General features: G+C 45.2%; 20 protein-coding genes. 5 read left to right on the top strand and 15 right to left on the bottom strand.

The features are described 5' to 3' along the window. Positions 1–140: 140 nt before the first annotated feature. On the bottom strand, positions 141–1,046 hold the full coding sequence (locus tag F0228_RS06900; protein ID WP_061016442.1) for a DUF808 domain-containing protein: 906 nt from the start codon (positions 1,044–1,046) through the stop codon (positions 141–143). A gap of 174 nt (positions 1,047–1,220) precedes the next feature. Between F0228_RS06900 and F0228_RS06895 the strand changes: the two genes are divergently transcribed. Next, entirely contained in the window at positions 1,221–2,147 is a 927-nt protein-coding gene (locus tag F0228_RS06895) for a M14 family metallocarboxypeptidase (RefSeq protein WP_171730536.1), read from the top strand. Positions 2,148–2,344: 197 nt separating this feature from the next. Here F0228_RS06895 and F0228_RS06890 read toward each other — a convergent pair whose 3' ends face one another. From F0228_RS06890 to xsc, 10 genes are all read right to left on the bottom strand, one after another. After that, positions 2,345–3,952: a BCCT family transporter gene (locus F0228_RS06890; RefSeq protein WP_105058422.1), complete on the bottom strand. Its 1,608-nt coding sequence runs from the start codon at positions 3,950–3,952 to the stop codon at positions 2,345–2,347. A 455-nt stretch (positions 3,953–4,407) separates the two neighbouring features. After that, positions 4,408–4,980 carry a malate synthase gene (locus F0228_RS06885; protein ID WP_061032195.1) on the bottom strand — a complete coding sequence of 191 codons (573 nt, stop codon included), beginning with the start codon at positions 4,978–4,980 and terminating at the stop codon, positions 4,408–4,410. Between the two features lie 247 nt (positions 4,981–5,227). After that, the gene (locus tag F0228_RS06880; RefSeq protein ID WP_105058423.1) at positions 5,228–6,148 is read right to left on the bottom strand and encodes a cache domain-containing protein; all 921 of its coding nucleotides are present in this window, start codon (positions 6,146–6,148) and stop codon (positions 5,228–5,230) included. 11 nt (positions 6,149–6,159) lie between these two features. Beyond that, a complete protein-coding gene (locus F0228_RS06875) occupies positions 6,160–7,500 on the bottom strand; it encodes a TRAP transporter large permease (protein WP_017064290.1) in 1,341 nt (446 codons plus the stop codon). A gap of 37 nt (positions 7,501–7,537) precedes the next feature. Beyond that, positions 7,538–8,080, bottom strand: coding sequence for a TRAP transporter small permease (locus tag F0228_RS06870; RefSeq protein ID WP_171730535.1), 543 nt, complete (start codon positions 8,078–8,080; stop codon positions 7,538–7,540). A 163-nt stretch (positions 8,081–8,243) separates the two neighbouring features. Continuing rightward, positions 8,244–9,245 carry a TRAP transporter substrate-binding protein gene (locus F0228_RS06865; RefSeq protein ID WP_171730534.1) on the bottom strand — a complete coding sequence of 334 codons (1,002 nt, stop codon included), beginning with the start codon at positions 9,243–9,245 and terminating at the stop codon, positions 8,244–8,246. Between the two features lie 117 nt (positions 9,246–9,362). Further along, complete coding sequence (locus tag F0228_RS06860; RefSeq protein WP_105058424.1) at positions 9,363–10,829, bottom strand: FAD-binding oxidoreductase; 1,467 nt, start codon at positions 10,827–10,829, stop codon at positions 9,363–9,365. Positions 10,830–10,877: 48 nt separating this feature from the next. Next, on the bottom strand, positions 10,878–11,303 hold the full coding sequence (locus tag F0228_RS06855; RefSeq protein ID WP_171730533.1) for a nuclear transport factor 2 family protein: 426 nt from the start codon (positions 11,301–11,303) through the stop codon (positions 10,878–10,880). A gap of 285 nt (positions 11,304–11,588) precedes the next feature. Continuing rightward, the gene (locus tag F0228_RS06850; RefSeq protein WP_171730532.1) at positions 11,589–12,395 is read right to left on the bottom strand and encodes an FRG domain-containing protein; all 807 of its coding nucleotides are present in this window, start codon (positions 12,393–12,395) and stop codon (positions 11,589–11,591) included. A gap of 377 nt (positions 12,396–12,772) precedes the next feature. Beyond that, a complete protein-coding gene (xsc, locus tag F0228_RS06845) occupies positions 12,773–14,584 on the bottom strand; it encodes a sulfoacetaldehyde acetyltransferase (RefSeq protein ID WP_061032189.1) in 1,812 nt (603 codons plus the stop codon). 264 nt (positions 14,585–14,848) lie between these two features. Between xsc and F0228_RS06840 the strand changes: the two genes are divergently transcribed. Continuing rightward, complete coding sequence (locus tag F0228_RS06840) at positions 14,849–15,829, top strand: MoxR family ATPase (protein ID WP_171762059.1); 981 nt, start codon at positions 14,849–14,851, stop codon at positions 15,827–15,829. Positions 15,830–15,832: 3 nt separating this feature from the next. Then, entirely contained in the window at positions 15,833–17,554 is a 1,722-nt protein-coding gene (locus F0228_RS06835; RefSeq protein ID WP_171762058.1) for a cobalamin biosynthesis protein CobT, read from the top strand. Positions 17,555–17,604: 50 nt separating this feature from the next. On the opposite strand, the gene F0228_RS06830 is transcribed toward F0228_RS06835, so the two are convergent. Beyond that, positions 17,605–18,372 carry a sulfite exporter TauE/SafE family protein gene (locus F0228_RS06830; protein ID WP_171762057.1) on the bottom strand — a complete coding sequence of 256 codons (768 nt, stop codon included), beginning with the start codon at positions 18,370–18,372 and terminating at the stop codon, positions 17,605–17,607. A 74-nt stretch (positions 18,373–18,446) separates the two neighbouring features. Further along, on the bottom strand, positions 18,447–19,520 hold the full coding sequence (pta, locus tag F0228_RS06825; RefSeq protein ID WP_171730527.1) for a phosphate acetyltransferase: 1,074 nt from the start codon (positions 19,518–19,520) through the stop codon (positions 18,447–18,449). 154 nt (positions 19,521–19,674) lie between these two features. Here pta and F0228_RS06820 point away from each other — a divergent pair, with 154 nt between their 5' ends. Further along, positions 19,675–20,463 (top strand): IclR family transcriptional regulator, encoded by a 789-nt coding sequence (locus F0228_RS06820; RefSeq protein ID WP_008215739.1) that lies wholly within the window; start codon positions 19,675–19,677, stop codon positions 20,461–20,463. Between the two features lie 87 nt (positions 20,464–20,550). Then, positions 20,551–21,978, top strand: coding sequence for an NAD-dependent succinate-semialdehyde dehydrogenase (locus tag F0228_RS06815; protein WP_171730526.1), 1,428 nt, complete (start codon positions 20,551–20,553; stop codon positions 21,976–21,978). A 240-nt stretch (positions 21,979–22,218) separates the two neighbouring features. Here F0228_RS06815 and F0228_RS06810 read toward each other — a convergent pair whose 3' ends face one another. Both F0228_RS06810 and F0228_RS06805 read right to left on the bottom strand, forming a co-directional pair. Continuing rightward, positions 22,219–24,405 (bottom strand): malate synthase G, encoded by a 2,187-nt coding sequence (locus F0228_RS06810; protein WP_171730525.1) that lies wholly within the window; start codon positions 24,403–24,405, stop codon positions 22,219–22,221. 118 nt (positions 24,406–24,523) lie between these two features. Further along, positions 24,524–25,477, bottom strand: a complete 954-nt coding sequence (locus F0228_RS06805) for a LysR family transcriptional regulator (RefSeq protein WP_061032182.1) — start codon at positions 25,475–25,477, stop codon at positions 24,524–24,526. Positions 25,478–25,541: the final 64 nt, after the last annotated feature.

The raw sequence follows: 25,541 nt of genomic DNA, 5'->3' as shown, positions 1-25,541 counted from the left end.
AAATAAGCGCTTATATTGTAAAATAAGAGCGTGGTGTTAATTAAACACGATCCATTAGATTAAAAGGGGCACCATAATGATTATGGTGCCCCTTTTTCGTTTCGTAGAGAGATAATTTTATTAAGATCAATAATGAGAGATTACTTACCGCGAATTTTCCCAATCGCAGTCCAAACAGCAACAACGATCAATCCAGCTAAGACACCAATAACACCGTTCAATAGCGTTGGTACAACCGCTGTCGCTATCGTATGTCCACGAAAATCCATAATAATTGGCTCAATTAAGTGATGAATCGCAGGAACGTTGTGCACCACAATACCACCACCAACCAAGAACATCGCAGCCGTCCCAACCACCGCAAGCGTCTTCATTAACTTTGGCGCAAAGACAACAAGCCCATTGCCAAGCTTTGTTTTTACTGCACTACCGTTAGATGTGCGTTGAAGGTAGAAACCTAAGTCGTCCAACTTAACGATCCCTGCTACTAAACCATAAACACCAATCGTCATCACAACTGCAATTAAACTTACGACAAGAACCTGAGTAAGGATACTTGTACCTGTCACAGTACCCAGTGCTATCACTATGATTTCTGCAGATAAGATGAAGTCGGTACGAATCGCGCCTGCGACCTTTCTCTTCTCATATTCCTCTATGGATTCACCAGTACTTGTGTCCTCCCCCTTTTCATCGTCTTGATGAGCATGAGGAAAGAGCTTCTCTAAGATTTTCTCGGCACCTTCAAAACAAAGAAACAGACCACCAATCAAAAGCAAAGGCATGATCAGCCAAGGAATAAAGGCACTGATCAATAATGCCGCGGGCACCAAAATCAACTTGTTTTTAAATGAGCCTTTGGCAACCGCCCACACCACTGGGATCTCTCGTTCAGCAGAAACACCAGATACCTGCTGAGCGTTCAGCGCTAAATCATCCCCCAACACACCAGCGGTTTTTTTCGCTGCGACCTTGGACATCAGTGCGACATCATCCAGCACGGTTGCAATGTCATCCAGTAGCGTTAATAAACTTGCTCCAGCCATTTTATGGTCTCTTTTAAGGGATTAAACAATTGATAAAATGTAACACCATCAATCCACTCATCAAAGTTATGAGTCTGTAAAAAATAGAGTCACAAGTTGTGTTTTCTATTGCCGTCTCAGCTAGACAGGACTAGTCTGTCTTCATCTTTCGCGAACATAAAAGAAGAAGTATAGATGAAAAGTGAATACTCCTACCCAATTGGTGAGCCAGGACAAAAATGGCAAGAAGCAGAACGTCAAGCATGGTTCGCTCAAAGAACCGTTAAGCGTGAATACCAGCAAGAAGTCGTGCCAAAAATCCAAGCATTGGCAGACCGCTTTGACATCGAGCAATACGGCGCATTGAGCTACGATGAAGGTCGCTTCCCGCTTTTCGCAATCAAAAGCAAAAACTGGGACGCATCAAAACCAACTATCCTTGTAACCGGTGGGGTTCACGGTTACGAAACCAGTGGTGTGCATGGCGCTATCAAGTTCGCGGATACTCAAGCAGAACAATACTCAGCGCACTTCAACATTGTTGTTGCACCTTGTGTGAGCCCTTGGGGTTACGAAGTGATCAACCGTTGGAACCCAAATGCTGTCGATCCAAACCGCTCTTTCTACGACGGTACGCCAGCAGAAGAATCAGCAAACCTACGTGCGTTAGTCGCTTCTTTACCAGAAGTGTTGGTTCACGTTGATCTACACGAAACGACGGATTCTGACGAAACAGAATTCCGACCAGCACTCGCAGCACGTGATGGTATTGAGTACATTGAAGGTATGATCCCTGACGGCTTCTACACGGTTGGCGATACAGAAAATCCGCAGCCTGAATTCCAAGCGGCGGTAATTGCTTCAGTTGAAAAAGTAACGCACATTGCGCCAGCAGATGCAGACGGCAAGATCATTGGTTCTGAAGTTACTCAACATGGTGTAATTAACTACCCAATGAAGAAGCTTGGCTTATGTGGCGGTGTGACTGATTGTAAGTACGGCACAACCACTGAGGTTTACCCGGACAGCGACAAAGTGACAGACGAAGAGTGTAATGACGCTCAAGTTGCTGCGGTAGTCGGTGCTTTGGATTACGTAATTCAGCACGAATTAAACGCGTAAACTAATACCTAGCTCCCTAGAGCTAATCCCTAAAACTAAAAAAGAGCCACAAGTGACGATTCACTTATGGCTCCTTTTGTCCTTTCTGCTTGTCTCTAATTTCTTCTCAGGCATAAAAAAGCTCCCTTACACAATGCAAGAGAGCTTTGAAATCACGCTTAGCGAGGAGTCATTCACTAACTCCCTGCTTGGTTTCTTTAGTTAGCCGTTTCGCTAACGCTTGCTTGCTCTTTATCTACTTCAGTCAGTAGACCTTTCAACAAGCTGAAACAACCAATCAGAAGGATGATCGTAAACGGCAGTGCTGCAATGATCGTGATCGATTGCAGAGCTTGGATAGATTGAGTACCACCAATCCACAGCATTACCATTGCAATAGCGCCTGAGATAACCGCCCAAACCACTTTCTGTTTCACTGGTACTTCTAGTTTACCACCCGCTGTCATGCCATCAATAACAATCGAACCTGAATCCAGTGTCGTAACGAAGAACACAATGATCAGTGCAACAGCAATAACAGACAGAATGCTGCCGAACGAGTACGCATCTAACATATGGAACAAGCTTAGCGATACATCTGTGATGCCTTGGTCGAGACCGAGTTGACCCACGTGGCTGATCACCTGCTCGATAGCCACGCCACCGAAGATAGACATCCAAGCCGAGGTTACTAATGTCGGAATAATCAGTACGCAAAATAGGAACTCGCGAACCGTACGACCTTTAGAAATACGCGCTACAAACATACCAAAGAATGGTGCATACGCTACCCACCACGCCCAGTAGAATACAGTCCAGCCGTGCAACCATGTGGTGTCTTCACGACCTGAACTCTGGCTCAATGCTACGATATTTTTCACATACCCTGTTGCTGCAGTCGCGACAGAATCAAGCACAGTAGTGAAGTTAAGCACAGCAATAAGACCTAAGAACACAAATGCAATAACCATGTTTAGGTTACTTAGGAACTTAACACCACCGTCCATACCACGTAACACAGAGATGATCGCTAAGCCCATGATCAGAACGATGATAGATTGCTGAAGGAAGATGTTGTTATCCAAGCCAAACACGTGGCTGATACCACTTGCTGCTTGTGTACCACCCAAACCTAACGAAGTCGCCAAACCAAACAGAGTAACCAGTACTGTTAGCACATCGATCACATCACCCGTTTTGCCCCACACTCGCTCACCCAAGATTGGGTAAAACACTGAGCGCATAGATAGTGGTAGACCTTTGTTATAAACAAAATACGCTAGGCAAAGTGCTGTCATGCCGTAGATAGCCCAAGCATGGAAACCCCAGTGGAATACCGTTGCACCCAGCGCTAACTCACGACCCGCTTCTGTAAAAGGTTCTGCATTAAGCGGAGTACCAAACCAGTTGGTAAAGAACGCGGTTGGCTCAGCAACACCCCAGAAAATAAGTCCAATACCCATACCGGCTGCGAATAACATCGCTATCCAAGAGGCCATTGAATAGTCTGCTGTTGCGTCTTCGCCACCTAAACGAACTTTACCTAGAGGTGAGCATGCCAAAATAACAGCAAAAATTAACATGATGTTAGCTCCCCACATAAATAGGAAGTCAAACTTTGATAGAACTGCACCCTTGATGGAATCAATTGCCGCTTTGGCATCTGCTGGAGGCAGTGCAAGAAGGGTGATGATGAAGAGAAGAGATAAGCCGACTGAGGCTACGAAAACTGTGTTATGGACATCCATGCCCCATTTACTGACGTTGTCTTGACCCACTTGATAGTCAGTAGAATCAATACTGTACTTTTTTGATTTAAAACTCATAAATTATGATGTTCGCATATCCGATTCAACGAATATAAGGACGCTCTCCATATCCAACTACTACTTGATTGGCTCGCCGCACCGCCTAAATAAAAGGCAATAAAAATCACAATAGTTAGTGATAAATGGACTTACTGGCTCAATCCCAAGGCGCGCATTATAGCACAGCTCAAAGCATTTTGACTGAGATTTCGCTCAATAGTCGCCCAAACCACCGTTGATAATGATAGTTAACCTAATAAAAACAGAATAAAATAAAAGAACAAAATTATTTAAATACAATAACTTAAACCAAAAACACACACTGTAACGTCACATCCAAAGTTTCTGCATATAATTTTGATAATCGCCCAATTTACTTATAGCTCTAATAAAAAAACCCGCTATAGGGGCGGGCAAATTACCAAAGGTAAAAGAGAAATGGATGTTAGCGCTGCGTGCTGCAGCGCTCGACATTAGAGTGCGAAACAGAATCCAAGATTGTAGTCATCACCATTTTTCGCCGTGAACTCTTTATCTTCACTTGATGCATTTGGTCGGCCGCTTTCATCGCCCTTCACTAGGCTAACCCAGTGTCTGATTCCAGAAGAAATACTTGCGTCTGTTTGACCGAAGGTAGTGCATGTCTCTAGTTGGATATCTTCAATATCAACAAGCTCAAGGTTACCTGTGCCTTTCCGAGCGCCCATCGTCACTTCAACGTGCGTACCGCTTTCATCGCGAAACAGGATTGATGATGGTTTGGATTTATCACCTGTGTATGCCACAAAATGCTTAGCACGTTTCAGACCTGTGTGTTCACCATTTTTGAAGTAAACCTGAACATGTCGGTAGTCAATCTCATAGCTCACAACATCTTCATGAGAGCCCGACTCAAGAGGAAATAGAGTATCTAGCAACTGTTTCGCCATCTTCTGCTTTTCGAGTTGCTTGTCTGCTTTCACCATTTCGACGGCAAAGACAGCTTCAGCAATAAAAGTTGAATGGTTTCTGTGAAGTTCTGTTTTGTCTAGTGTCAGCATATTCATAGTCTATCCCTCGTACGGCTTTAAATTTCACTCGGGTCAAACATCCTAATTGACCCTTTTCAGATTTGTTCTTTACTGCTTGGTTTCCATGTTTTTCATACTACTGTTATTCTTGAAACAATTTCACAACAAAAATTACACACTGTGAATTTTACTAAATTGCTTTTTTACACACTCCTATTTTTAGGGGCAAAATGAGCATTAAGTCATTAATTTAAATAGACTTACACTCACCGCACTCTCATTTTTACGTCTTGTTTGATTTTGTGTAATATCCAACCCCTACCAGCTTGTTATCGATGACTCGATAGTAGGTATGCTTGGTTTCGACCTTACTCGATAATGGATTTAACCAGCGGTAGGTGTACACACCACGGCCATTTTCGCGTGCAAGATTCAACATATCGGTGAGTATCGGCTTATCATCTGGGCTCAGGATTTCGTTGTGTGATCGCCCAACTAACTCCGGTGACACGCCATGAGCTAGTAGCTTTCCAGAACTCATGTCCATCACAAACACATACAAATCTCCTTCCACAAAGCTGCCTTCAGCGTCATTGAACTCAACCAAGCTATCTTGTTCAGACTCCACTATCGCAGTCATCGCTCTCGCCAATAAATTCTTTGCCTCGGCCGCACTCGAACGTTCAGGGTAATAACCGACAGCGACAATCACATCGCCTACTCGCTCAAAGAACGTAGTTTTCGGTTCACCCATACGATCAGTCGGGTTCGTCCAGTGATATTTCACCTCGCCAAAACCGTTATGGACCGCTTTTGTGATCATTTCTCGGAAAAATGGATTGCCGTAAACATCTTGTGTGTCCAATACACTGTCGCCCACCAGCACCATGGAAGAGCCGCCACTGGCAAGAAATTGACCATCAATTCCGAGTGCAAACACGTATAACTCACCGTCTATGTACTCAGGGTCACTCATGAAATCTTTGACGCTTTCATCCCCCTCGGTTTGAACGTGGATTACCGCTTTCGCCAGCAGAGTCTTGGCTCTTCTCTCTGCCTCGCTCACCACGTGGGGCTCAGAAATATCAAGCACATTAACAGGCTTAGCTTGTTTCTCTGTTTCAGAATGTTCGGCACGTAAACTAATGCCACTCACGACAGCAAACACAGCACAGCCAATGAGAATGATTCTGGATAAATTCATGGTTATCTCTCCTAATAGCCCACTAAGGACGGAAGCCAAAGCGTAATTTGTGGGAAGAAAGCGATAACGAAAACGCCCACAACAGAAGCAAGAACAAAGGGATGGATCTTCGCGGTGATTTGCTCAACCGTGGAACCCCCTATTCCCGAGGCAACAAAGATGTTTTCGCCAAGTGGCGGCGTAGCAAAGCCTATCGATAAGGTACATACGACCACAATACCCACGTGGGTAGGATCCGCGCCTAACATGTACATGATTGGTAATAGAACCGGCACGATGATCATAATCGCGGCTAAGGTTTCCATGAACATACCGATGAACAACAGCAAAGTAATCGTAAGCGCCCACACCATGTACATGTTGTCAGTAAAACTGAGCAAAGATTCAGCCACCACCACTGGAATTTTTTGTTCAATCAACAAACGACCAAACACAGTAGCGGCAAAGAGGATCAACAACACACGCCCGGTAATCCACGTCGTGGTAGATAGCGATTTCATAACGCTTTTAAATGACAATTCGCGGTGAATAAAGACACCCACAAACAGCGAATAAAAAATTGCCACAACCGCTGATTCTGTTGGTGTGAACATACCGCTGTAGATACCACCTAGAATCAAGAATGGTGCCAGTATCGACCATAAACCTCGACGCAAGTAATGCCTTACATCACCAAATGACCACGTTTCAGTTAACCCTTTATAGCCTTCTCGCTTAGCAATGAAGTAGTTGGTTACCACCAGCGTCGATGCCATGATGAAACCCGGCACAACCCCAGCGACAAAAAGTTTTGGAATCGATAAAGAAGCAAACTGGCCGTGTTGAGCGATGGCTTCTGGCGGTGCCATTAAGCCCATCGCAGAAATACCAAAAATAACCAAAGGAATGGATGGCGGAATGATGATTCCCAAGCCACCAGATGCGGCCGTTACTGCCGATGCGTAGCTCTTATCGTAGTCACGCTTAACCATCGCGGGCACCATTAGCATTCCGACCGCGGCGGTTGTTGCAGGGCCCGAACCTGAGATAGCACCAAAGAAAAGACACGCCATTACCGTTGCCGCGCCAAGGCCGCCTGTTACGGGACCAGCTAAGCTTTCTGCGATATCCACCAGACGTTTGGAGATACCCGCCGCCTCCATCAATGCGCCCGCAAGAACAAAGGCTGGCAGTGCCATGAGCGGGAAGTTACCTACAGAGGTAAATGCGATTTGTACTAAAGCGATGGGATTTTTGTCGAGCAACATATAGGCCGCCATTGAAGCGCCGGCCAGTGATACTGTGATTGGTGCACCCAGAATTAACAGGGTTAAGAAGCCACCAAATAAAATTAGAGTTAAATAGGATTCCATTATTACATCTCTCTATTACGACTATTCTCTGTGATGACTATTGCGCTGACTTTTGTGCCGTCATTTTTCGCAGCTCTTTGACTTCTGGATCTTCGTTGGTTGCGCCTTTGCATAAACGCTCATAGTTGTTCCAGATAATTCGAATCATCATTAGGGAAAACGCGATAGGTAAAATCATGTAGAAGTACTTCATCGGGATACCTGTAGTCTGAGACTTCCAAAACAGGTTCATTTTGTTAAACACGAAGTCATAACTGAGATAGACAAAGTAACCGTTAAAGCAAAGCCATAAGAAATCAGCGATAGTTTCACTGACGGTTTGCACAATGGGCGGAAAGAATTTGAAGTGAAAGCTCACTCGGTTGTGTGCTGACATCTTGGCCGCCACAACTGCCCCTAGATAAGCGAACCAAACGAACATATAAGTAGCGACTTCATCTCCCCACGGGATAGAGTAGTCGAATAGCTGACGCGTCAGGATTTGTGTAAACAGCAATAGGACAAAGCTTGCAAGCAACAAACAACATGTATATTCCTCAATGTTGTTCAGGTGTTTTTTTATTGTTTTAGCGACTGACATATAACCTCCAATGTTGATTTTCACATGACAACCAGTCGCTCACGGTCCTAAAAGATCAGGTACAGAACAGCTCAACGAGTACAGCCATGTAAATGCCCTATCTCACTGTTCTATCGCTAGGTGATTAAGTCGCGGAGAACAGCAGATAGGGCGAATCTAATCGTTACTTTCTACCTAGTAACTCAAGAACGTCGTCTAGCTTGTCTTTGCCTCCGATGCTTGAGTAGAACTTAGGCCAAACTGATTTAGTCACCTTGCTGATCCACTCTTGCTCGTTGTCTGCTGGGTCTGTGAATACCATGCCTTTCGCTTGTAGCTCTTCGCGAATTTGATTTTCCGTGTTTTCTAAATAAGCGAAGCTGTGCTCTGTCGCTTCCTGACCAGCTTCAAGAATGATCTTCTGCATTTCAGGTGTCTGTTGTTGGAAGACCGTTTCACTCACGATGAGAGGTTCTAAAGAGAAAATGTAGCGAATGTTGGTCACGTACTTTTGTACTTCGTTAAACTTCATCGCATGCACTGTGATGTAAGGGTTATCTTGACCATCTACCACGCCCTGTTGCAGGCCAGTAAAGGTTTCAGACCAAGCCATTGGCGTTGGGTTTACGCCCCATGCTTGGTAAGAAGCAATCATGATTTCGTTACGAGGAACACGAATCACGAGCCCTTTAAGATCTTCTGGGGAAGCGACAGGCTTTTTCGAGTTAGTCAAAACCCTAAAGCCAGAATAAGCCCAACCGACAATACGAACACCAGCATCACGAATCGTGTTATCGACTAAGTCTTGGCCTACTTGACCTTGAGTCAGTAGCACAGCTTCTTCTGCGCTTTGAATCACGTAAGGCATGGTCAATAGACCAACGGTTGGAGAGAAAGGCGTCACGTTGTTGATCGCCAGTACAGAGAAGTCGAGAAGACCGATTGCCGCATCATTTACGGTGTCTTGCTCATTACCTAATTGGCCGTTCGGGAACAGATCGATTTTCACTTTACCGTCTGTTTTTTGCTCCATGAGTTCATAGAACGATGTCGCTAATTCCCACTGCGTACCACCAGCAGCATCGCCGATGGCCATTTTAAAATTCGCTGCTGCCGCGGTATGAGATAGCACCGCTGTTGCTACAATGGTGACACCAGCAATAATTTTATTTTTAATAAATTTCATAGTCTTAACCTTTCCTTTCATACAGACTTCCTGCCTGTACTTTGCTCACAAGGTGACCTGGTACAACTTTCCTGGTCGTAGTTCTATTTCCCTATTTTGGAAACAATGTTCGGGTAGTTACAGCCTTTCATCCTTTAACGAATACCACTGATAAAGGAACCGCTGCCCCATTCTTCGAAACGGCGCAAACATCTCTGATTCCACCACTTCCCTCACGTTGGGGAACGGAAGTTTTGATTCAAATATTGGTAGTTCGAGCGTGTGACCTTCGCCTGCAATCCACTGAGCAAGACGCTTACCCGCTTGAGCGGAATACATCACGCCATTACCGCCATAGCCAAGGGCGTAGAAGATGGATTGTTTTGGATTCGGTTGATAGATCCTCGGCATCATGTCGTGGCTGACGTCCACCCAACCCCACCATGAATAATCGATTTTGATCTGATCGAGAGACGGGAATTTCCGAGTCAGGTCCGCTCTCAACATGTCTTCATATTTCTTTTCAGGTGCGTTCTTGCCACTGATAGCACTGCGTGTACCTATCTGTACCCGGTTATCCGGTAACAAACGGTAGTAGTGGCGCAGAATTCGAGTATCAGTAATCACCTGATTAGTTTTGAAGTTACACGCGACGATTTCGTCTTGAGTTAGCGGACGTGTGACCATTGAGTTAGACAGTACTGGCAACAGGCGATTCTTAAGTTCTGAATGCAAGCCTTGGCTGGTATACCCACCCGTACAAACACCGACAGAACGCGCCTTCACAACACCACCTGGCGTCTTCAGGTAATGCACACCGCCACGAGTCTCCCAGCCCATAACGGGACTCGATGGGTGAACTTTAACACCGAGTGCTCGCGCCTTTCTTAAGTAACCAAACGCCAGCTTCCCAGCATGAATGCCAATCCCTTCTGGCTCATGCATCGCACCTGCCGCTTCTTGATCACCAACGTAATCACGCTTTACGGTTTCTGCATCTAAGATCTGCGCATCGTAGTCAAACGTGTCGCGCAACAATTTGGCTTCTTTCTCGAGTGTTGCCATCACTTTTGGACGGTGAGCAACATATAAATGACCGCCAGGTTGTGGGTCACAATCGATGTCTTTGATCAGTGACTTGAAGGTTTCCATGCCATCGACACATTCGCGGTGCATCTTTAGCGCCGTTTCGAGGCCCCAGCGTTCAATCCATTGTGAACGCTTCAAACGCCCTGAGGCACACTGCGCTTGACCACCGTTTCGAGTGCTGCATCCCCAGCTTGAACGGTTCGCTTCAATCACTGTCGCTTTAATGCCATACATCTCAGCAAGGTGTATCGCAGTGCTTAGGCCGGTAAAGCCTGAACCGATAATCGCCACATCGACATCCATGTCCGATGTGATTGGGCCATCGTCTTCAGGTGGGGAACCTGCAGTATCTACCCAATACGTTGGGGCGTATTCTTTACCATGACCTGGCGTTTTATCCTTCAATGGATCGTACTTTGGATCGTATCTATCTTTTGCTTGTGTACTTTCTTTTGCTTGGGTGTTTTTCACCTTTGGCTGCACATCGGCAGCCGGTTGTTCCATTACTAAACTCATAATTCGACTCTCCTAGTCATAACACGTGAACGGGTTGCGATTTCGTGTCTAGCTTTTGGGAGTCAAAAGAGGTCGTGTTTTACGGAAGGCATTTTTTACGCTGATTTTTCCACCTTTCAGAGTAAACACATCGACCATGCGAGCTTCGATAATGCTGCCATCTGGGTTCGTAGCAGAAAACGTTGATTCACTCACAGCGCGATCACCGCACACAAAGTGGACAGGGTCACTCCAAGCAGCGTCTGGAAAATTCTGCCAAACCAATTCAAAGCTATTTCGAACCGCTTCGTACCCTTCGATAGTGTTTCCAACTAAGCCTTCACCAGCCACAGTATGGAACACACAATCTTCAGTCATGAACGACATTAACGCTTCGATATCATGGTTATTCCAAGCATCACTGAATGACTGTAAAAAGGCGGTGTCGACTTGGTTTTCCAGCACGAACGTCTTTGCATTGGTTTGCATATTCATATTCCAGAATCCTTTATGTTTACGTTATTGGTTTAAATTTCAGTAGCTTTGCGCCACTTTTTTATTAGAGTTTTTAAACTAGAAACCTGATTAATTTAACAACTTGATAACAAGTCGCACAACTCTAACTTCGAGTAGTGTTATATACAATCTCTAAGCTCACAGATTTCGTATTTTTATAAATTTAATTAGTGTTCTAAGTTTATTTAAACAAGACTTCACTCTATTTAAATAATTAAAATCAGACTTGAGCGAAGCCTTAATTCTCAATAAAGATATTAGTCGTTAGTCGAAGTCAAAATCTTGATGGTACTTTCGACCATATTGTTCCAAAGTTCTATTATGAGTATTAACTTGTAATTCGATATTACTTCCATCTTTACCCATAACCTTATTTCCATCGACGTGTGATTCACTTTTCAAATCAACCAGTGTCTCTTCGTTATACTCTGTAGGTTCATTTAACACATTCATGGATATTAACTCCTTTATCAGATTTACTTTGGCTGACGGAAGAACATGAACGGATACTAGACCGTTTGAATATCCTTGCTCGTCGTACAAAGGTTGAATGGCATCATTGCAACCTTCCTTAAACGGATGAATGGAATACCATTTGTCCTTACGTTGTTCTTGCTTATCACAATCAACAACATGAAATATCTGAGTTTTCTCAACACCACATGGTGTGAAGAAATCACTAACTCTTTCAAAATCAATTGCTTTAGTAATATTAATGCAGCCTTTACTCTGGCTATGACACAAAGCCCACAGCGCACTAACCAGGTTATCGCTCCATTCAAGTAAACGAGTGGGAAATCCCTGCTTCTTTGCTAAGCACATCAGCAACCAATCATTTATGTCGTGAGAGTGCAATGAATGCCCACCATAGATACGAACCGTTAAAAGCAAATCTTGTTCGACTCGGCGTAAGTTCTTACGATTAGAACGACCCAAGCTAGGCATTAAGTTATTGTTTTCGTAATCACAAACGTTATAAATCAACCCACAAGGCTCATTGCACTCGCTAATAAAAGAATCGATTATTTGATAAAGTTCTTTGAGTGAGCTTATATAACGTTTATTGTTCATGTTTATTTTCTACCACTCACCCATATAAATAATCATTCTTAGCTAAAAAATAAAGGTTAATGACTCTTCGAATACTCATACTAAAGTCGAACAAATCCAGTGACTCATCAATAATTACTATCTTAATATTCGGTTAATAATAACTATTGATAAAACCTCAGTTTAGATAAAATATTGTGTGGAGTAATCGCTATTTGGTTAGTGCTCTAATATTAAGAGCAATGAACGTGAAAAATATCACTTAATGCAAAAAGAGTTTTCTTTCACGTTCAATTTAATATCAAAAACCACCACTTAGTTTGCTTGCCCGGCCCCGACCTCGATGGCATTCTCCTTAACACTTTCGATAATACGGTGCCGGACAAACTTCCTATTGGTTATACGTAATCTTTGTATTTATCTAGGAAACGAACCGGTTTAGACAATGCGTCTCGACGGAACGGGTCACCCAGTTCTTGAGTACACATGATCTCTATGATGGTTGTTTTACCTTCATTCATTTGCATGTCGATGGCTTTTTGTAGAGTTGGGCCAACATCTTCTAGCTTATCAACCGTGATACCTTCAGCGCCCATTGCTCGAGCGATCTCTGCAAAGCTTTGGTTATCCAGTTCACCTGCCACAAAGCGTCGGTTGTAAAAGTCGACTTGGTTCTTCTTCTCTGCGCCCCATTGACGGTTGTGGAATACTACCGCAGTCACAGGAATGTTATGACGAACACACGTCATGGTCTCCATCAGGCTCATGCCCCAGGCACCGTCGCCAGCATAAGAGATAGCAGGGCGATGAGGTGCAGCCGCTTTCGCACCAATAATGGTCGGGAACGCGTAGCCACAGTTACCGAAACTCATTGCCGCAAAGAAGCTGCGCGGTTTTTCAAAACGTAAATAGCTGTTTGCAACCGAGTTGATGTTACCGATATCCGTTGAGACCATTACATCTTCTGGCATCGCCTTTTCGAGTTCACGAAGTACTTGGCGTGGGTGAAGGTATTCGCCACCAGAGAAAGGAGTCTCATGCGAGTTTTCTTCAATCATGTCCAAGCTGAACGAGTCACGTTCGTGCGTCCACTCATCAAGCTCTTTTTCCCACAGCGCTTTTTCTGTTGCGACTGTGTCTTGGCGAGCACCTTTGTTGTCATCACATAAGAGAGCACGACCTTCCAATCTCTCGGTTAGTGCCACTGCAGCCGCTTTCGCATCACCACAAATACCGACAGAGATTTTCTTAACCAAGCCAAGCATCTTGTTGTCTGCATCAATCTGAATGATTTTCGCGTTCTTCGGCCAGTAATCCATACCGTGTTGAGGCAATGTGCCAAATGGACCAAGACGTGTACCGAGAGCAATAACCACATCCGCTTGAGCCATCAATTTCATTGCAGCTTTCGAACCTTGGTAACCTAGTGGACCACACCATAATGGGTGACTTGCTGGGAACGAGTCATTGTGTAGGTAGCTGTTTACTACTGGCGCGCCCAGTCTTTCAGCCAGTGCTGCACACTCTTGAACCGCATCAGCCATTACCACGCCGCCACCAGAAATGATGACTGGGAATTTCGCTTCAGCAATCAAGTCTGCCGCTTCGTTCAGAGATTTTTCACCACCTGGGCCACGGTCTAAGCGTGCTGGTTGAGGGATCTCAGTTTGAGTCTCACCGTAAAAGTAGTCACGTGGAATATTAAGTTGAGTAGGCCCCATCTCGCTCATTGCACGGTCAAAGCATCGACCCGTGTATTCCGCCATACGGTCAGGGTGCGTTACATGCCCTTGATACTTAGTAAACTCTTGGAACATTGGAAGTTGGTTACACTCTTGGAAACCACCTAAGCCCATTGTTTTAGTGCCGGTCTCTGGCGTCACAATAACAACAGGGCTGTGTGCCCAATACGCTGCTGCAATTGCTGTTACACAGTTACTGATACCCGGACCATTCTGGCCGATAACCACACCGTGGCGACCAGAGACTCGAGAGTAACCATCTGCCATGTGAGCAGCACCTTGCTCGTGTACCACTGGGACCAATCGAATGCCAGCCGGAGCAAAGATATCCATTGCATCCATAAATGCCGAACCCATGATGCCGAACATATCGGTGACATCATTGGCGACCATAGTTTCAACGAACGCTTCTGATGGTGTCATTGTTACTGTGCCGGAAACAACCGTACGTTTTTCTTGCTCACTCATTCTTCCATTCTCCTTGAGTTAACCTAAATTTCATTTTTCGGAATGAATTGTCTCTTTTTCGAATTCAAATTCACCTTAGTAGTAGATTTTTTGCGCGTCAACTTTTTACGTTAAAATGGAACAATTCATTCTAATTAATAAAACTGGATCACATTATTGGTAGTTTTTCGTACAAAAAGTGCCGTTAACTCCAAGAGAGAGGTTAATAATCGATAGCAGTTCAAAAATCACAGCAGTCATGGAAGCGATAATGGGGAATAAAGAATGAACAATGAGGAATTGCGACCAACGCAACAGGTAAGTGTAAGAGAGCATTTCGGCATCGATAGCGACTTAACGGTATTGGCCTTTGAGAAAGCGGGAGAGTACGTACCGAAGATCGATCCCAACTACTGTTTTGATCCTGAAGTCACGCTCGCAATATTAGCGGGCTTCACATCTAACCGTCGCACGTTGATACAAGGCACACACGGAACCGGCAAGTCTTCTCATATAGAGCAAGTGGCAGCACGATTAAATTGGCCATGTTTGAGGATCAACCTAGATGGGCACTTAAGCCGATTGGATTTCATTGGCAAAGATAGCATCGTCATTAAAGATGGAATGCAGGTAACGGAATTTAAGGAAGGCATTCTTCCACAAAGCATCCAGCAGCCTATCGCATTGGTATTGGACGAATACGACGCGGGCCGACCTGATGTGATGTTTGTGATTCAGCAACTCTTAGAGCAAGACGGCAAATACACTTCTCTCGAGCAAAACCGAGTGATCACTCCCCACCCTTCTTTCCGCCTGTTTGCTACTTGCAATACACTCGGTTTAGGTAACTTTTCCGGTTTGTACTCCGGTACTCAAGTGCTTAACCATAGCCAACTTGACCGATGGAACATCATCGCGACACTTAACTATTTAGACCCACAACATGAAACTAAGATCGTGTTGTCAAAGCGCCCTGAGCTAAACGATGAAAGCGGTCAACAGTTAGTAGAGAAAATGATCGCCACCGCTGGTTTAACGCGAAATGGATTTAGAGCGGGCGACTTATCGACGGTTATGTCGCCAAGAACAGTAATTACATGGGCTGAGAATATTCGAATATTCAACAATGTAGCCACAGCCTTTAGGCTGTCGTTCCTCAACCGTTGTGAAGATGAAGAGAAGGAGCTGGTTCGCGAATATTACTTCCGCTGCTTTGGTGAAGCTCTAGAGGATCATGCTCAGAGCTATGCTCAGTCGGAGTCTTAATCGATGGCTAATATTTCCTCCCAACAGAAAAAGATCCTCGATATTGGCGTATCGGTTGCCAGAGCGATCAGCGGTGAGTTGAACCTGAATTACCGAGGAGCGCGCCTCTACAACGGTAGTCGTCCTTGTTATCACTTATCGGCACACACCAACGATCTCACCTTTGTGTCACGCCATGAGCTCATCAACAGTAAATTATCGATGAACGGTAAAATTGACTCCTCCGCATTGAGGTTGCTGCTTTCTGATGCTGAACTTCACTATTCATTGCGCCCCAAAAATGAAGTTGAGCGTTTACTGTTCGATTTTTGCGAACAGGTACGAATCGAGTCACAAGTCCCAGCTTACCTAAAAGGCGTCTCTAAAAGTATTCAGTTCAACTTTGCGTATTGGAGCGATCAATATCATCAAAATGGCTTTACTGAATCCCGCATTGGTATTTTGTTATTCACATTAATGCAGGTCATCCACACGCGTTTAACGGGTGTCCCAGTCTCGGAGCCCATCGCTGAAACCATTGAATCTACTCGAGCAGGCATCGTGCCTATATTCGGCAGCAGTCTAAAGCAATTAAAAGTGCATCGAGCCGATCAACATCGGTTTGCGCACTATGCCAACGAGCTCGCGTCTCTGGCACATGACCTTATCAGCGAAGAACAAGAGAGTGAAAGCTCAAGCACACCGACGATCGAAGAAGACATTAAAATCCTCGCGCAACTTGCTTTAATCGTTGATGGTGACATAGAAGATGAAGAGATTGATGCGGACATCACTGGCAGTAGTAAGGTCTTCGAATTGTCAGGCGCTAATTATCAAATATTCAATTCAGAATTTGACCAAGTGATCGCCGCAGATAAGCTCGTCCGGCGTGCCCTATTATTCGAACTGAGGCAAAAACTCACTGATGACTTGATGACGAGACAAGTGAATACCCGACGCTTAGCCGCCATGCTGTCTGGTTTTGTCGCCACACCACAACGAGTTCGACACCAAGAACACCTAGAAGAAGGTATCGTCAACGCCACCTCCATCACTAAGCTCATCACATCTCCTTCAGACCGTACGGTTTTTTATCAACCTGAAATTGGCCCGTCTCATCAATGTGCCATCACGTTTTTGATGGATTGTTCAGGGTCGATGCAAAAACACAGTCATAAACTCAGCCTACTAATGGATACGATTCTCAAATCCGTTGGACTCGCTAATATCCCCTTTGAAATTATCGGCTTCACCACCAACAACTGGAACGGTGGCAAGGTCTATCGTCAATGGCTGAAACAAAACCAACCGAAACATCCCGGGCGTTTAAACGAGGTTAGACATATCGTATTTAAGGATTTTGATACGCAATGGAGGCGTGCTCGACTCGGTATTGCAAGCCTTCGTAAAGCGGACATCTTCAAAGAAGGAATTGATGGCGAAGCGGTTCAGTTTGCCAGCCAGCGATTGCAGCAGCACAGCGCACAACGAAAGATCTTATTTGTGTTTTCTGACGGTTGCCCGATGGACACCGCCACCAGCACAGCCAATGATCAATTCTATTTAGATAACCACCTCAAACAGGTGATTGATCGCGAGACGACCAAGAATAATATTGAAATCCACGGCGTAGGAATGGGGGTAGATTTAAGCCTCTATTATCGCAGCAACATCACGTTGGATACTCAAGAGAGCTGCTTGTTTGGACTATGTAGAGGAATCTTTGAGATGCTAAAGCGTGTTTAGACGGTGAAGCTTCGGCTAGCGAGTCGCTAGCCTCATTGATAGAGCGTGTATTACGAAGAGCCCAACAATGACCATGCCGACACGGCCATCAAATATCCACCAATTACCATCAATACACCAAACACCAACTTCCTCAGTTGATCATTAGACAAGGGTGGCGGAAAGCGCCGCGCAAACATGGTCACAAGCGCCACGACGGGAATAGCAATCGCAGATAGCCACAATATGCTTGCTTCCATATCGCCTGCAGCGTAAACATTCACGGTACGAGACATCGACGTGCAAGCGAACACCATCAGCAGTGTACTTCGCACCAGATCGAGCGTAAAAGGCTGCCGATAGAGATGGTAAACAATCGGTGGACCCGCCATCCCAAACAGCCCGCCCGCGAGACCAGAGCTAAAACCTGACACCAAAAAAAACAAGGTTGTAGAGCGCTGTGTTCTGGTTTTAGGTTTGAACATAAAACTCAAGCCTGCGAATAGCACCATAGCGCCCAACAAAGCTCGTAGGATATGCGTTGCAGATTCGCTCAATTCGCCCAGCAAGAACACCCCAAGCGAAACGCCAGGGATAATACCGATCACTAACACCACAAGGATTTTGAGCTCGCCAAGCAACGGCTTGCCCATCAAAGCAACCAAGCAATTGAACAAGGTCACGATACTCACCACAGCGGCAATAACATTTAGGGAAACTAGATTAAGGCTGACCGTCAAACCAATCACAATGATGCCTAATCCAAAGCCCGTGACGGTTTGAAAATAGGTGCCTAACGCAATGGTGACCAAAATGGCGAGTAAAACCGGTAACTCCATTAGCAATCCTAATTCGATACTTGTTATTTAGTGTGAGGGCGAGATCTAGGTATTCAGCTATGACCAATTAAGGCTTAATACCTAAACTCAAATCCTGATTCTTCTTTCTCTTCAACATTAGCTTCGGTATCAAAAGTTGAGTTTGCTGCTTTACCTTGCTGCGCTTGAACTGCTGTCACCGCAATCACGTTAAAAATGTCTTCCGCGCTACAGCCTCTCGACAGATCATTAGCCGGTTGATTCAACCCTTGGAGCAAAGGACCAATGGCGACCGCACCACCTAACCTTTCTGCCAACTTGTAACCTATATTGCCCGCTTCAAGGTTGGGGAAGATCAACACATTGGATTGACCTTTCACTTGGGAATCAGGCAACTTTTTAGCCGCGATTTCGGTGACAATTGCGGCATCAAGCTGAACATCTTGGTCAACCGCAATACCAGGGCAACGCTGTTTCACGATCTGCGCAGCACTGCGCACCTTGTCCACCGACTCATGTTTCGCACTACCGTTGGTGGAGAATGAAAGCATCGCCAACTTAGGCTCTTCCATTAGCAATGCCTGAGCACTTTGAGAAGCGGCTACCGCGATTGATGCCAGCTCCGTTTCATTGGGGTTAATCACCAAGCCACAGTCACTGAAAATCAGGCCACCTTTTAAGTTATGGAAAGGCTCACACAACATCATGAGAAAGAAACTCGATACCAACTCGCTATCGGGAGCAGGGCCGATGATCTGCAGTGCAGCTCGCACCACATCAGAAGTGGTATACACCGCACCATTTACCGTGCCGTCTACTAACCCTTCCCTCACCATCAAGTTGGCAAAAATAAGTGGGTCTTTAACCTTCTCCAAAGCATCTTCATACGTCATGCCTTTGGCTTTTCTTAACTCATATAGGCGCTCAGCTAATACGACTTTCAGAGCCGACGTTTGAGGTGAAACAATGTGAATACCGGCAAGATTAATATGATGCAACTGCGCGGCTTCAATAATCGCCTTCTCATCCCCCACTAGCGTGATATGGGCGAGCTGTTTGTCTATCGCTAATCGTGCTGCGGCGAGCACTCGAGGATCTTCCGCTTCGCTCAACACCACGCGCTTACGATCTAAGTGAGCCTTATCAATAATCCGTTCAATTGCCTTCATGATAAAATTCCATTTATTGAGATTAATTGTTCCATAATTTGACTTTATATTATTGAAATAATAAAAAAGGTCAAATATTATTCAGATAATTGAAGGAAATTGATTTGCTATGTACACTCTTACACATAGACATATCGCAAGGATGAATCACTGTATGCAAACAGAAACACCACAAGTTCAAGGAGATACGCCCACTCTTCGACTTTTTGCTCTATTAGAGGTAATCGCACAGAAAGACGAATTCATTTCTCTTCAAGGATTAGTCGAAGAAACCGGGCTACCGAAACCGACGTTACACCGTATGCTGCAACAACTGGAGTCAGCAGGCATCATTCAAAGAGATGGTGACGATAAGCACTACAGCTCAGGTATTCGACTCAGAAAACTGGCCGAAAACCTACTCTTCAATAGCACTATGCACAGTGCAAGACGCACGATTCTTGAAAACCTGCGTGCAGAAGTTGGCGAAAGCTGCAACCTGACAGCGCTATCAAGCGGCGAGATCATCTACCTTGACCGTGCAGAAACGGAAGCCCCACTTCGTTTCCACCTCCAACCAGGTTCTCGCGTTCCTGTGCATTGCTCGGCTACCGGCAAACTGTTTTTGGCTCACATGTCGAAATCACAGCGCAGACGACTGATCGAGAATGTGCCTCTGACGCAGTACACAGTGAAAACCATTACCGACTACTCCGTTCTAGAACAAGATATCGAAGAAGCGAAGATCCAAGGCTATGCCATTGACGATGAAGAGTTTCTTCCAGGTTTGGTGTGTATTGCGGTACTCATCCCATCACCAACCGGTCAATCCAACCTTGGTTTAGCAATTCAAGCACCTGTGATTCGAGTGAAGCCAGATGAAGCGATTAAGTTTTTGCCTGCACTGCAAAAAGCAGCGAAAGCACTAGCGAAAATCGAAGCAGACAACTGGGGCCAACAATAAAGCGTTAGAGGCTATCTGGCTCCTGGTCAGCGGTAAGTTCACTCACAAGGTCAACACGTGTTAAGTAATCATCAATAAGGAACCACAATGCTCAAAATCAACAACAAGCAATTACTCTCTTTTATGGTGACAGAAGCAGACAGCGCGGTTGCGGTCACCAACCCAGCAACCGGTGAGGTTATTGGCTATGCGCCAATCTCTACCGAAGTGGAATTAGATAACGCCATCAAGCGTGCACATAAAGCACAGAAAGAGTGGGCACAAGTGCCAGCTAAAACTCGCGCTGCGCTTTTGAATAATTGGTATAAGTTGATCCTTGAAAACAAAGATGATCTTGCTCGCTTAATGACTATGGAACAAGGTAAACCATTGGCTGAAGCCACTGGCGAAGTGGTTTACGGCGCAAGTTTTATTGAGTGGTTCGCCGAAGAAGCTAAACGTACCTACGGCGACTCGATCCCTAGTACGGCGGCAGATAAACGCTTAGTCACCATCAAACAGCCGATTGGAGTGGCCTGTGCCATTACGCCATGGAATTTTCCAGTTGCGATGATCACCCGTAAAGCAGCGCCTGCATTAGCGGCTGGCTGTAGCTTCATTGTGAAGCCTTCTGACGAAACACCACTTTCTGCGTTTGCGGTCGTTAAACTGGCTTACCAAGCTGGAATCCCTGAAGACCTTATTCAAGTGGTTTTAGGTAATAGTCCGGAACAAATCGGCGAACTGTTTACCTCACATCCATTAATCAAAAAGATCTCATTTACCGGCTCTACCCGTGTTGGCAGCATCTTGATGGCACAAGCCGCCAAAGGCATCAAACGTACCTCAATGGAACTTGGCGGCAACGCACCCTTTATTGTGTTTGACGACGCAGGCATCGACGCTGCCGTGCAAGGAGCAATGGCATCTAAGTTCCGTAATGCAGGGCAAACCTGTGTTTGTGCTAACCGGTTCTATATCCACAGCAAGGTACACGACGAGTTTGTGGCTAAGTTCGACCAAGCAGTACAACAGCTTAAGGTCGGCAATGGCTTAGATGAAGGCGTCAACATTGGCCCAGTCATCAGTGAAAGAGCAAAGCAAAATATCCAAGGCTTAATTGACCGAGCGATTGAACAAGGTGCACAGCCAGTGACACCAACTCAATTACTCGATGGCCAATTTATTCAACCCGTCATTCTTAAAGACGTGAAACATGACATGGACATCGTTCAGCAAGAGATTTTTGGCCCTGTCGCTCCAGTTATGAAGTTCGACAATGATGAAGAACTCATCGAGATGGCGAACGATACGATTTATGGTTTAGCGTCTTACTTCTACAGCCAGAATATTCACCGTGTGTGGAAGGTAGCAGAAGCGCTGGAATACGGTATGGTTGGCATCAATGACGGCTTGATCTCTACTGAAGTAGCACCATTTGGTGGGGTGAAACAGTCGGGTATTGGTCGTGAAGGGGCAAAAGAAGGCATCGATGAGTACATGGATATTAAGTATCTATGTTTTGGGGGAAATTAAGGTTTTGGTGGAACTTAAGGCTTCGGTGGAAACTAGACTTTTCTCTTCGCTCCTCTAACCCTCTAAAAACGAAAGCTAAAAAAAAGCCGCGCTATTATTGCGCGGCACCTTGGGCTCGGTTAAGGGGTGTTTCTTTTTTTAGTATTTTACATTCTCTGTTTTTATTATTCGTTCACTCCGCTATTTCAGCGGATTTGGCTTTTTGTGCTTTCGCTTATCTGCGATTCAACACTTTCCGACTCAAGCACTCTGCGCTTTCAACTTTAGACGCATCGCGTGTAACACTGGCTCGGTATAACCGCTTGGCTGAGCACAGCCTTCAAACACCAACTGACACGCTGCAGAAAACGCAATGCTGTTTTCAAAATTAGGCGCCATATTCTGGTAGCTTGGATCCCCAGCGTTTTGCTCATCAACAACAGCAGCCATGCGCTTCATTGTTTTCATAACTTGGGCTTCATCGCAAATGCCATGGCGTAACCAGTTTGCAATGTGCTGGCTTGAAATACGCAGCGTGGCACGGTCTTCCATGAGTCCTACGTTATTAATATCAGGAACTTTCGAACAACCTACACCTTGGTCAATCCAACGCACCACGTAACCTAGAATACCTTGCGTGTTGTTATCCAATTCATTTTGAATATCTTGTGCAGTCAGCTTTTGATTACCCAGTAGAGGAATAGTAAGGATATCGTCAACGTTCGCTCTCACACGCTCGCGCAGCTCTTTTTGGCGACTCGGAACACTGACCTTGTGGTAGTGTAAGGCATGCAAAGTAGCCGCGGTTGGCGAAGGAACCCAAGCGGTATTAGCACCCGCTTGTGGGTGACCAATTTTGGCATCCATCATCTTCGCCATGTTATCTGGTTCTGGCCACATACCCTTACCAATTTGGGCTTTACCTTGCAGGCCACAAGCTAAGCCCAGATCAACGTTTTGATCTTCGTAAGCGCCAATCCATGTCATGGTTTTCAATTGTGTTTTAGGTGCAAATGGACCCGCTTCCATACTCGTATGAATCTCGTCACCCGTTCGGTCCAAGAAACCAGTGTTGATAAAAACAACTCGATCTTTAGCGGCGCGGATACACTCTTTCAAGTTCACAGAGGTACGGCGCTCTTCATCCATAATGCCAACTTTGATAGTAAAGCGCTCTAACCCTAATGCATCTTCAATGCGACCAAAAAGTTCATTGGTAAATGCTACTTCTTCAGGGCCATGCATCTTAGGTTTTACGATATTGATGCTGTTAGCTGTCGAGTTTTGATAAGCACTGTTGCCTTTCAAATCGTGCATTGCGATCAGTGAAGTGATCATGCCATCCATGATGCCTTCAGGTACTTCATTCCCTTCATCATCAATGATCGCTGGGTTCGTCATTAAATGACCAACATTGCGAACAAACAACATGCTTCGGCCTTTAAGCGAGATCTCACCACCCGTTACGCTGGTGTACTGACGATCTGGATTCAAGCTACGAACAATAGTCTTGCCATTTTTTTCTAATGACTCTTGTAGATCACCTTTCATCAAACCTAACCAGTTACGGTAAGCCAGTGCTTTATCTTCACCATCGACAGCGGCTACTGAGTCTTCACAATCCATAATGGTAGTCAGTGCAGATTCCACCAGCACATCTTTAATACCGGCTGCATCAACGCTGCCGATTGGTGCACTAGGATCGATTTGAATTTCAATATGAAGGTTATTGTGTTTAAGCAGGATACAAGAAGGCGCACTAGCGTCCCCCTGATAACCAATAAATTGATTGCGGTCGATTAGCGTGACTTCTTCGCCGTTATCTAGAGTCGCGGTAAGCGTGTTGCCGATACTCACGTTACTGATGCTGTATTTAGTCACGTCTTTATGAGAAACGCCATTGAGCGGTGCGGCATCATCAAGGAAACCACGAGCATAACTCACCACTTTGGCACCACGTACCGGGTTAAAGCTGCCGCCTTTCTCGGCGCCATCACTCTCGCTGATCACGTCTGTGCCGTAGAGCGCATCATATAGACTGCCCCAGCGCGCGTTTGCTGCGTTAAGTGCAAAGCGCGCGTTCATGATAGGCACTACAAGCTGCGGCCCAGCTTGTGTTGCGATTTCAGGCTCAACATTGGCAGTCGTTACTTGGAAGTCATCGCCTTCAGGTACTAGGTAGCCGATCTGCTGTAGGAACTGTTTATATTCTGCAGCATCCAGTATTTGACCCGCACGCTCTTGGTGCCACACATCGATTTGATGTTGGAGATCTTCACGCTTGATAAGCAATGCTCGGTTCTTTGGTGCCAGATCTTTAAGGATGGTTGCAAAAGACTGCCAGAAGTCTTCTGCAAGAATACCCGTGCCAGGGATGACCTGTTCATTAACTAATTGGTAGAGGGTGCTATCTATGCTCAAGCTTCCCTGTTGAATACGACTGCTCATAAAATCTCTCTCAAGTTAATCACTGACTACTCACTTAAATTTACGTAACTGACGAAAATTTAGCTAATTTATGCAGCTTATAATGGACATTCACAAAAGAAATACCATAAAAATAGGGTTATTCTGTCACACCACTTTCGATTTCATTGGCGACACTTTTTATCAAGCGACGCATCCACTGGTGGTCTGGATTGGTTTGTAACAATGGGCTCCACGCCATCTTCACTTCAAAAGGTTCGATGGCAAAGGGAGCGGGTTTGATCAATAACTTAGGGTTGTTACGTTGCAGCTGTGCCGCTTTGGTTGGGATGGTAAGGATCAGGTTTTTCTGTTGCGCGAATAGAATCGCTGACAGGTAATGTCGAGTGAACACAGTAATGTTTCGGGTCTTACCAATACGCATTAGCGCTTCATCGATCCACCCTAACTTCTGCGCCTCACTTGGGTTAATCCCGACCCCCGTACCCATACCGGTTTTACTCACCCAAATGTGTTGCGCTTTTAAATAAGAAAGAATATCGAAATTGTCAGCTATCGGATTATCGCAGCTAAATAGGCAAGAAAAACCGTCGTGCCAAAGGCTCATCTGGTGAAAGGATTGAGGAATATCGTCGAAGCGGTTAATGATGATATCAACGGTCCCCTGCTCTACATCCTGATAACTCACGTCACTTGGCGTCATAATATCGAGTCGTATTTTCGGCGCTATCTCACTCAACCTTCTTAATAGCGGCTGGATAATGGTGGATTCAGCATAATCACTCGCCATGATACGGAACACGCGTTCACTGTCTTCTGCATTAAATTCCGTCGTCGGCTGCAAGGTCTTCTCTACATTCGCCAAGATGTTGCGAATCAAAGGTTGCAACTTTTGCGCTCTCTCGGTTGGCACCATTCCTTCACTGGTTCTCACCAACAATGGATCCTCAAATAGATCGCGTAATCGGCGCAGTCCATTACTCATTGCAGGCTGAGTAATACCTAACTGATTCGCTGCACGTGTAACGTTTCTTTCACGTAGCAACATGTCTAAATACACAAGTAAATTAAGGTCTATACGAGCAATATTCATATAAAAAATACCGAATATAATAACTATAAATTAACAAAATTATCACATGTGTGGTTATTCTTTG

This window comes from Vibrio sp. 99K-1 (assembly GCF_013114585.1).
Lineage (GTDB): Bacteria > Pseudomonadota > Gammaproteobacteria > Enterobacterales > Vibrionaceae > Vibrio > Vibrio chagasii_B.
This window is presented reverse-complemented; position numbering and strand designations above follow the sequence as displayed.

Bases quoted from the DNA above. Each gene is read 5' to 3' on its own strand.
- F0228_RS06900 (WP_061016442.1), bottom strand. From the start codon at position 1,046: ATGGCTGGAGCAAGTTTATTAACGCTACTGGATGACATTGCAACCGTG.
- F0228_RS06895 (WP_171730536.1), top strand. From the start codon at position 1,221: ATGAAAAGTGAATACTCCTACCCAATTGGTGAGCCAGGACAAAAATGG.
- F0228_RS06890 (WP_105058422.1), bottom strand. From the start codon at position 3,952: ATGAGTTTTAAATCAAAAAAGTACAGTATTGATTCTACTGACTATCAA.
- F0228_RS06885 (WP_061032195.1), bottom strand. From the start codon at position 4,980: ATGAATATGCTGACACTAGACAAAACAGAACTTCACAGAAACCATTCA.
- F0228_RS06880 (WP_105058423.1), bottom strand. From the start codon at position 6,148: ATGAATTTATCCAGAATCATTCTCATTGGCTGTGCTGTGTTTGCTGTC.
- F0228_RS06875 (WP_017064290.1), bottom strand. From the start codon at position 7,500: ATGGAATCCTATTTAACTCTAATTTTATTTGGTGGCTTCTTAACCCTG.
- F0228_RS06870 (WP_171730535.1), bottom strand. From the start codon at position 8,080: ATGTCAGTCGCTAAAACAATAAAAAAACACCTGAACAACATTGAGGAA.
- F0228_RS06865 (WP_171730534.1), bottom strand. From the start codon at position 9,245: ATGAAATTTATTAAAAATAAAATTATTGCTGGTGTCACCATTGTAGCA.
- F0228_RS06860 (WP_105058424.1), bottom strand. From the start codon at position 10,829: ATGAGTTTAGTAATGGAACAACCGGCTGCCGATGTGCAGCCAAAGGTG.
- F0228_RS06855 (WP_171730533.1), bottom strand. From the start codon at position 11,303: ATGAATATGCAAACCAATGCAAAGACGTTCGTGCTGGAAAACCAAGTC.
- F0228_RS06850 (WP_171730532.1), bottom strand. From the start codon at position 12,395: ATGAACAATAAACGTTATATAAGCTCACTCAAAGAACTTTATCAAATA.
- xsc (WP_061032189.1), bottom strand. From the start codon at position 14,584: ATGAGTGAGCAAGAAAAACGTACGGTTGTTTCCGGCACAGTAACAATG.
- F0228_RS06840 (WP_171762059.1), top strand. From the start codon at position 14,849: ATGAACAATGAGGAATTGCGACCAACGCAACAGGTAAGTGTAAGAGAG.
- F0228_RS06835 (WP_171762058.1), top strand. From the start codon at position 15,833: ATGGCTAATATTTCCTCCCAACAGAAAAAGATCCTCGATATTGGCGTA.
- F0228_RS06830 (WP_171762057.1), bottom strand. From the start codon at position 18,372: ATGGAGTTACCGGTTTTACTCGCCATTTTGGTCACCATTGCGTTAGGC.
- pta (WP_171730527.1), bottom strand. From the start codon at position 19,520: ATGAAGGCAATTGAACGGATTATTGATAAGGCTCACTTAGATCGTAAG.
- F0228_RS06820 (WP_008215739.1), top strand. From the start codon at position 19,675: ATGCAAACAGAAACACCACAAGTTCAAGGAGATACGCCCACTCTTCGA.
- F0228_RS06815 (WP_171730526.1), top strand. From the start codon at position 20,551: ATGCTCAAAATCAACAACAAGCAATTACTCTCTTTTATGGTGACAGAA.
- F0228_RS06810 (WP_171730525.1), bottom strand. From the start codon at position 24,405: ATGAGCAGTCGTATTCAACAGGGAAGCTTGAGCATAGATAGCACCCTC.
- F0228_RS06805 (WP_061032182.1), bottom strand. From the start codon at position 25,477: ATGAATATTGCTCGTATAGACCTTAATTTACTTGTGTATTTAGACATG.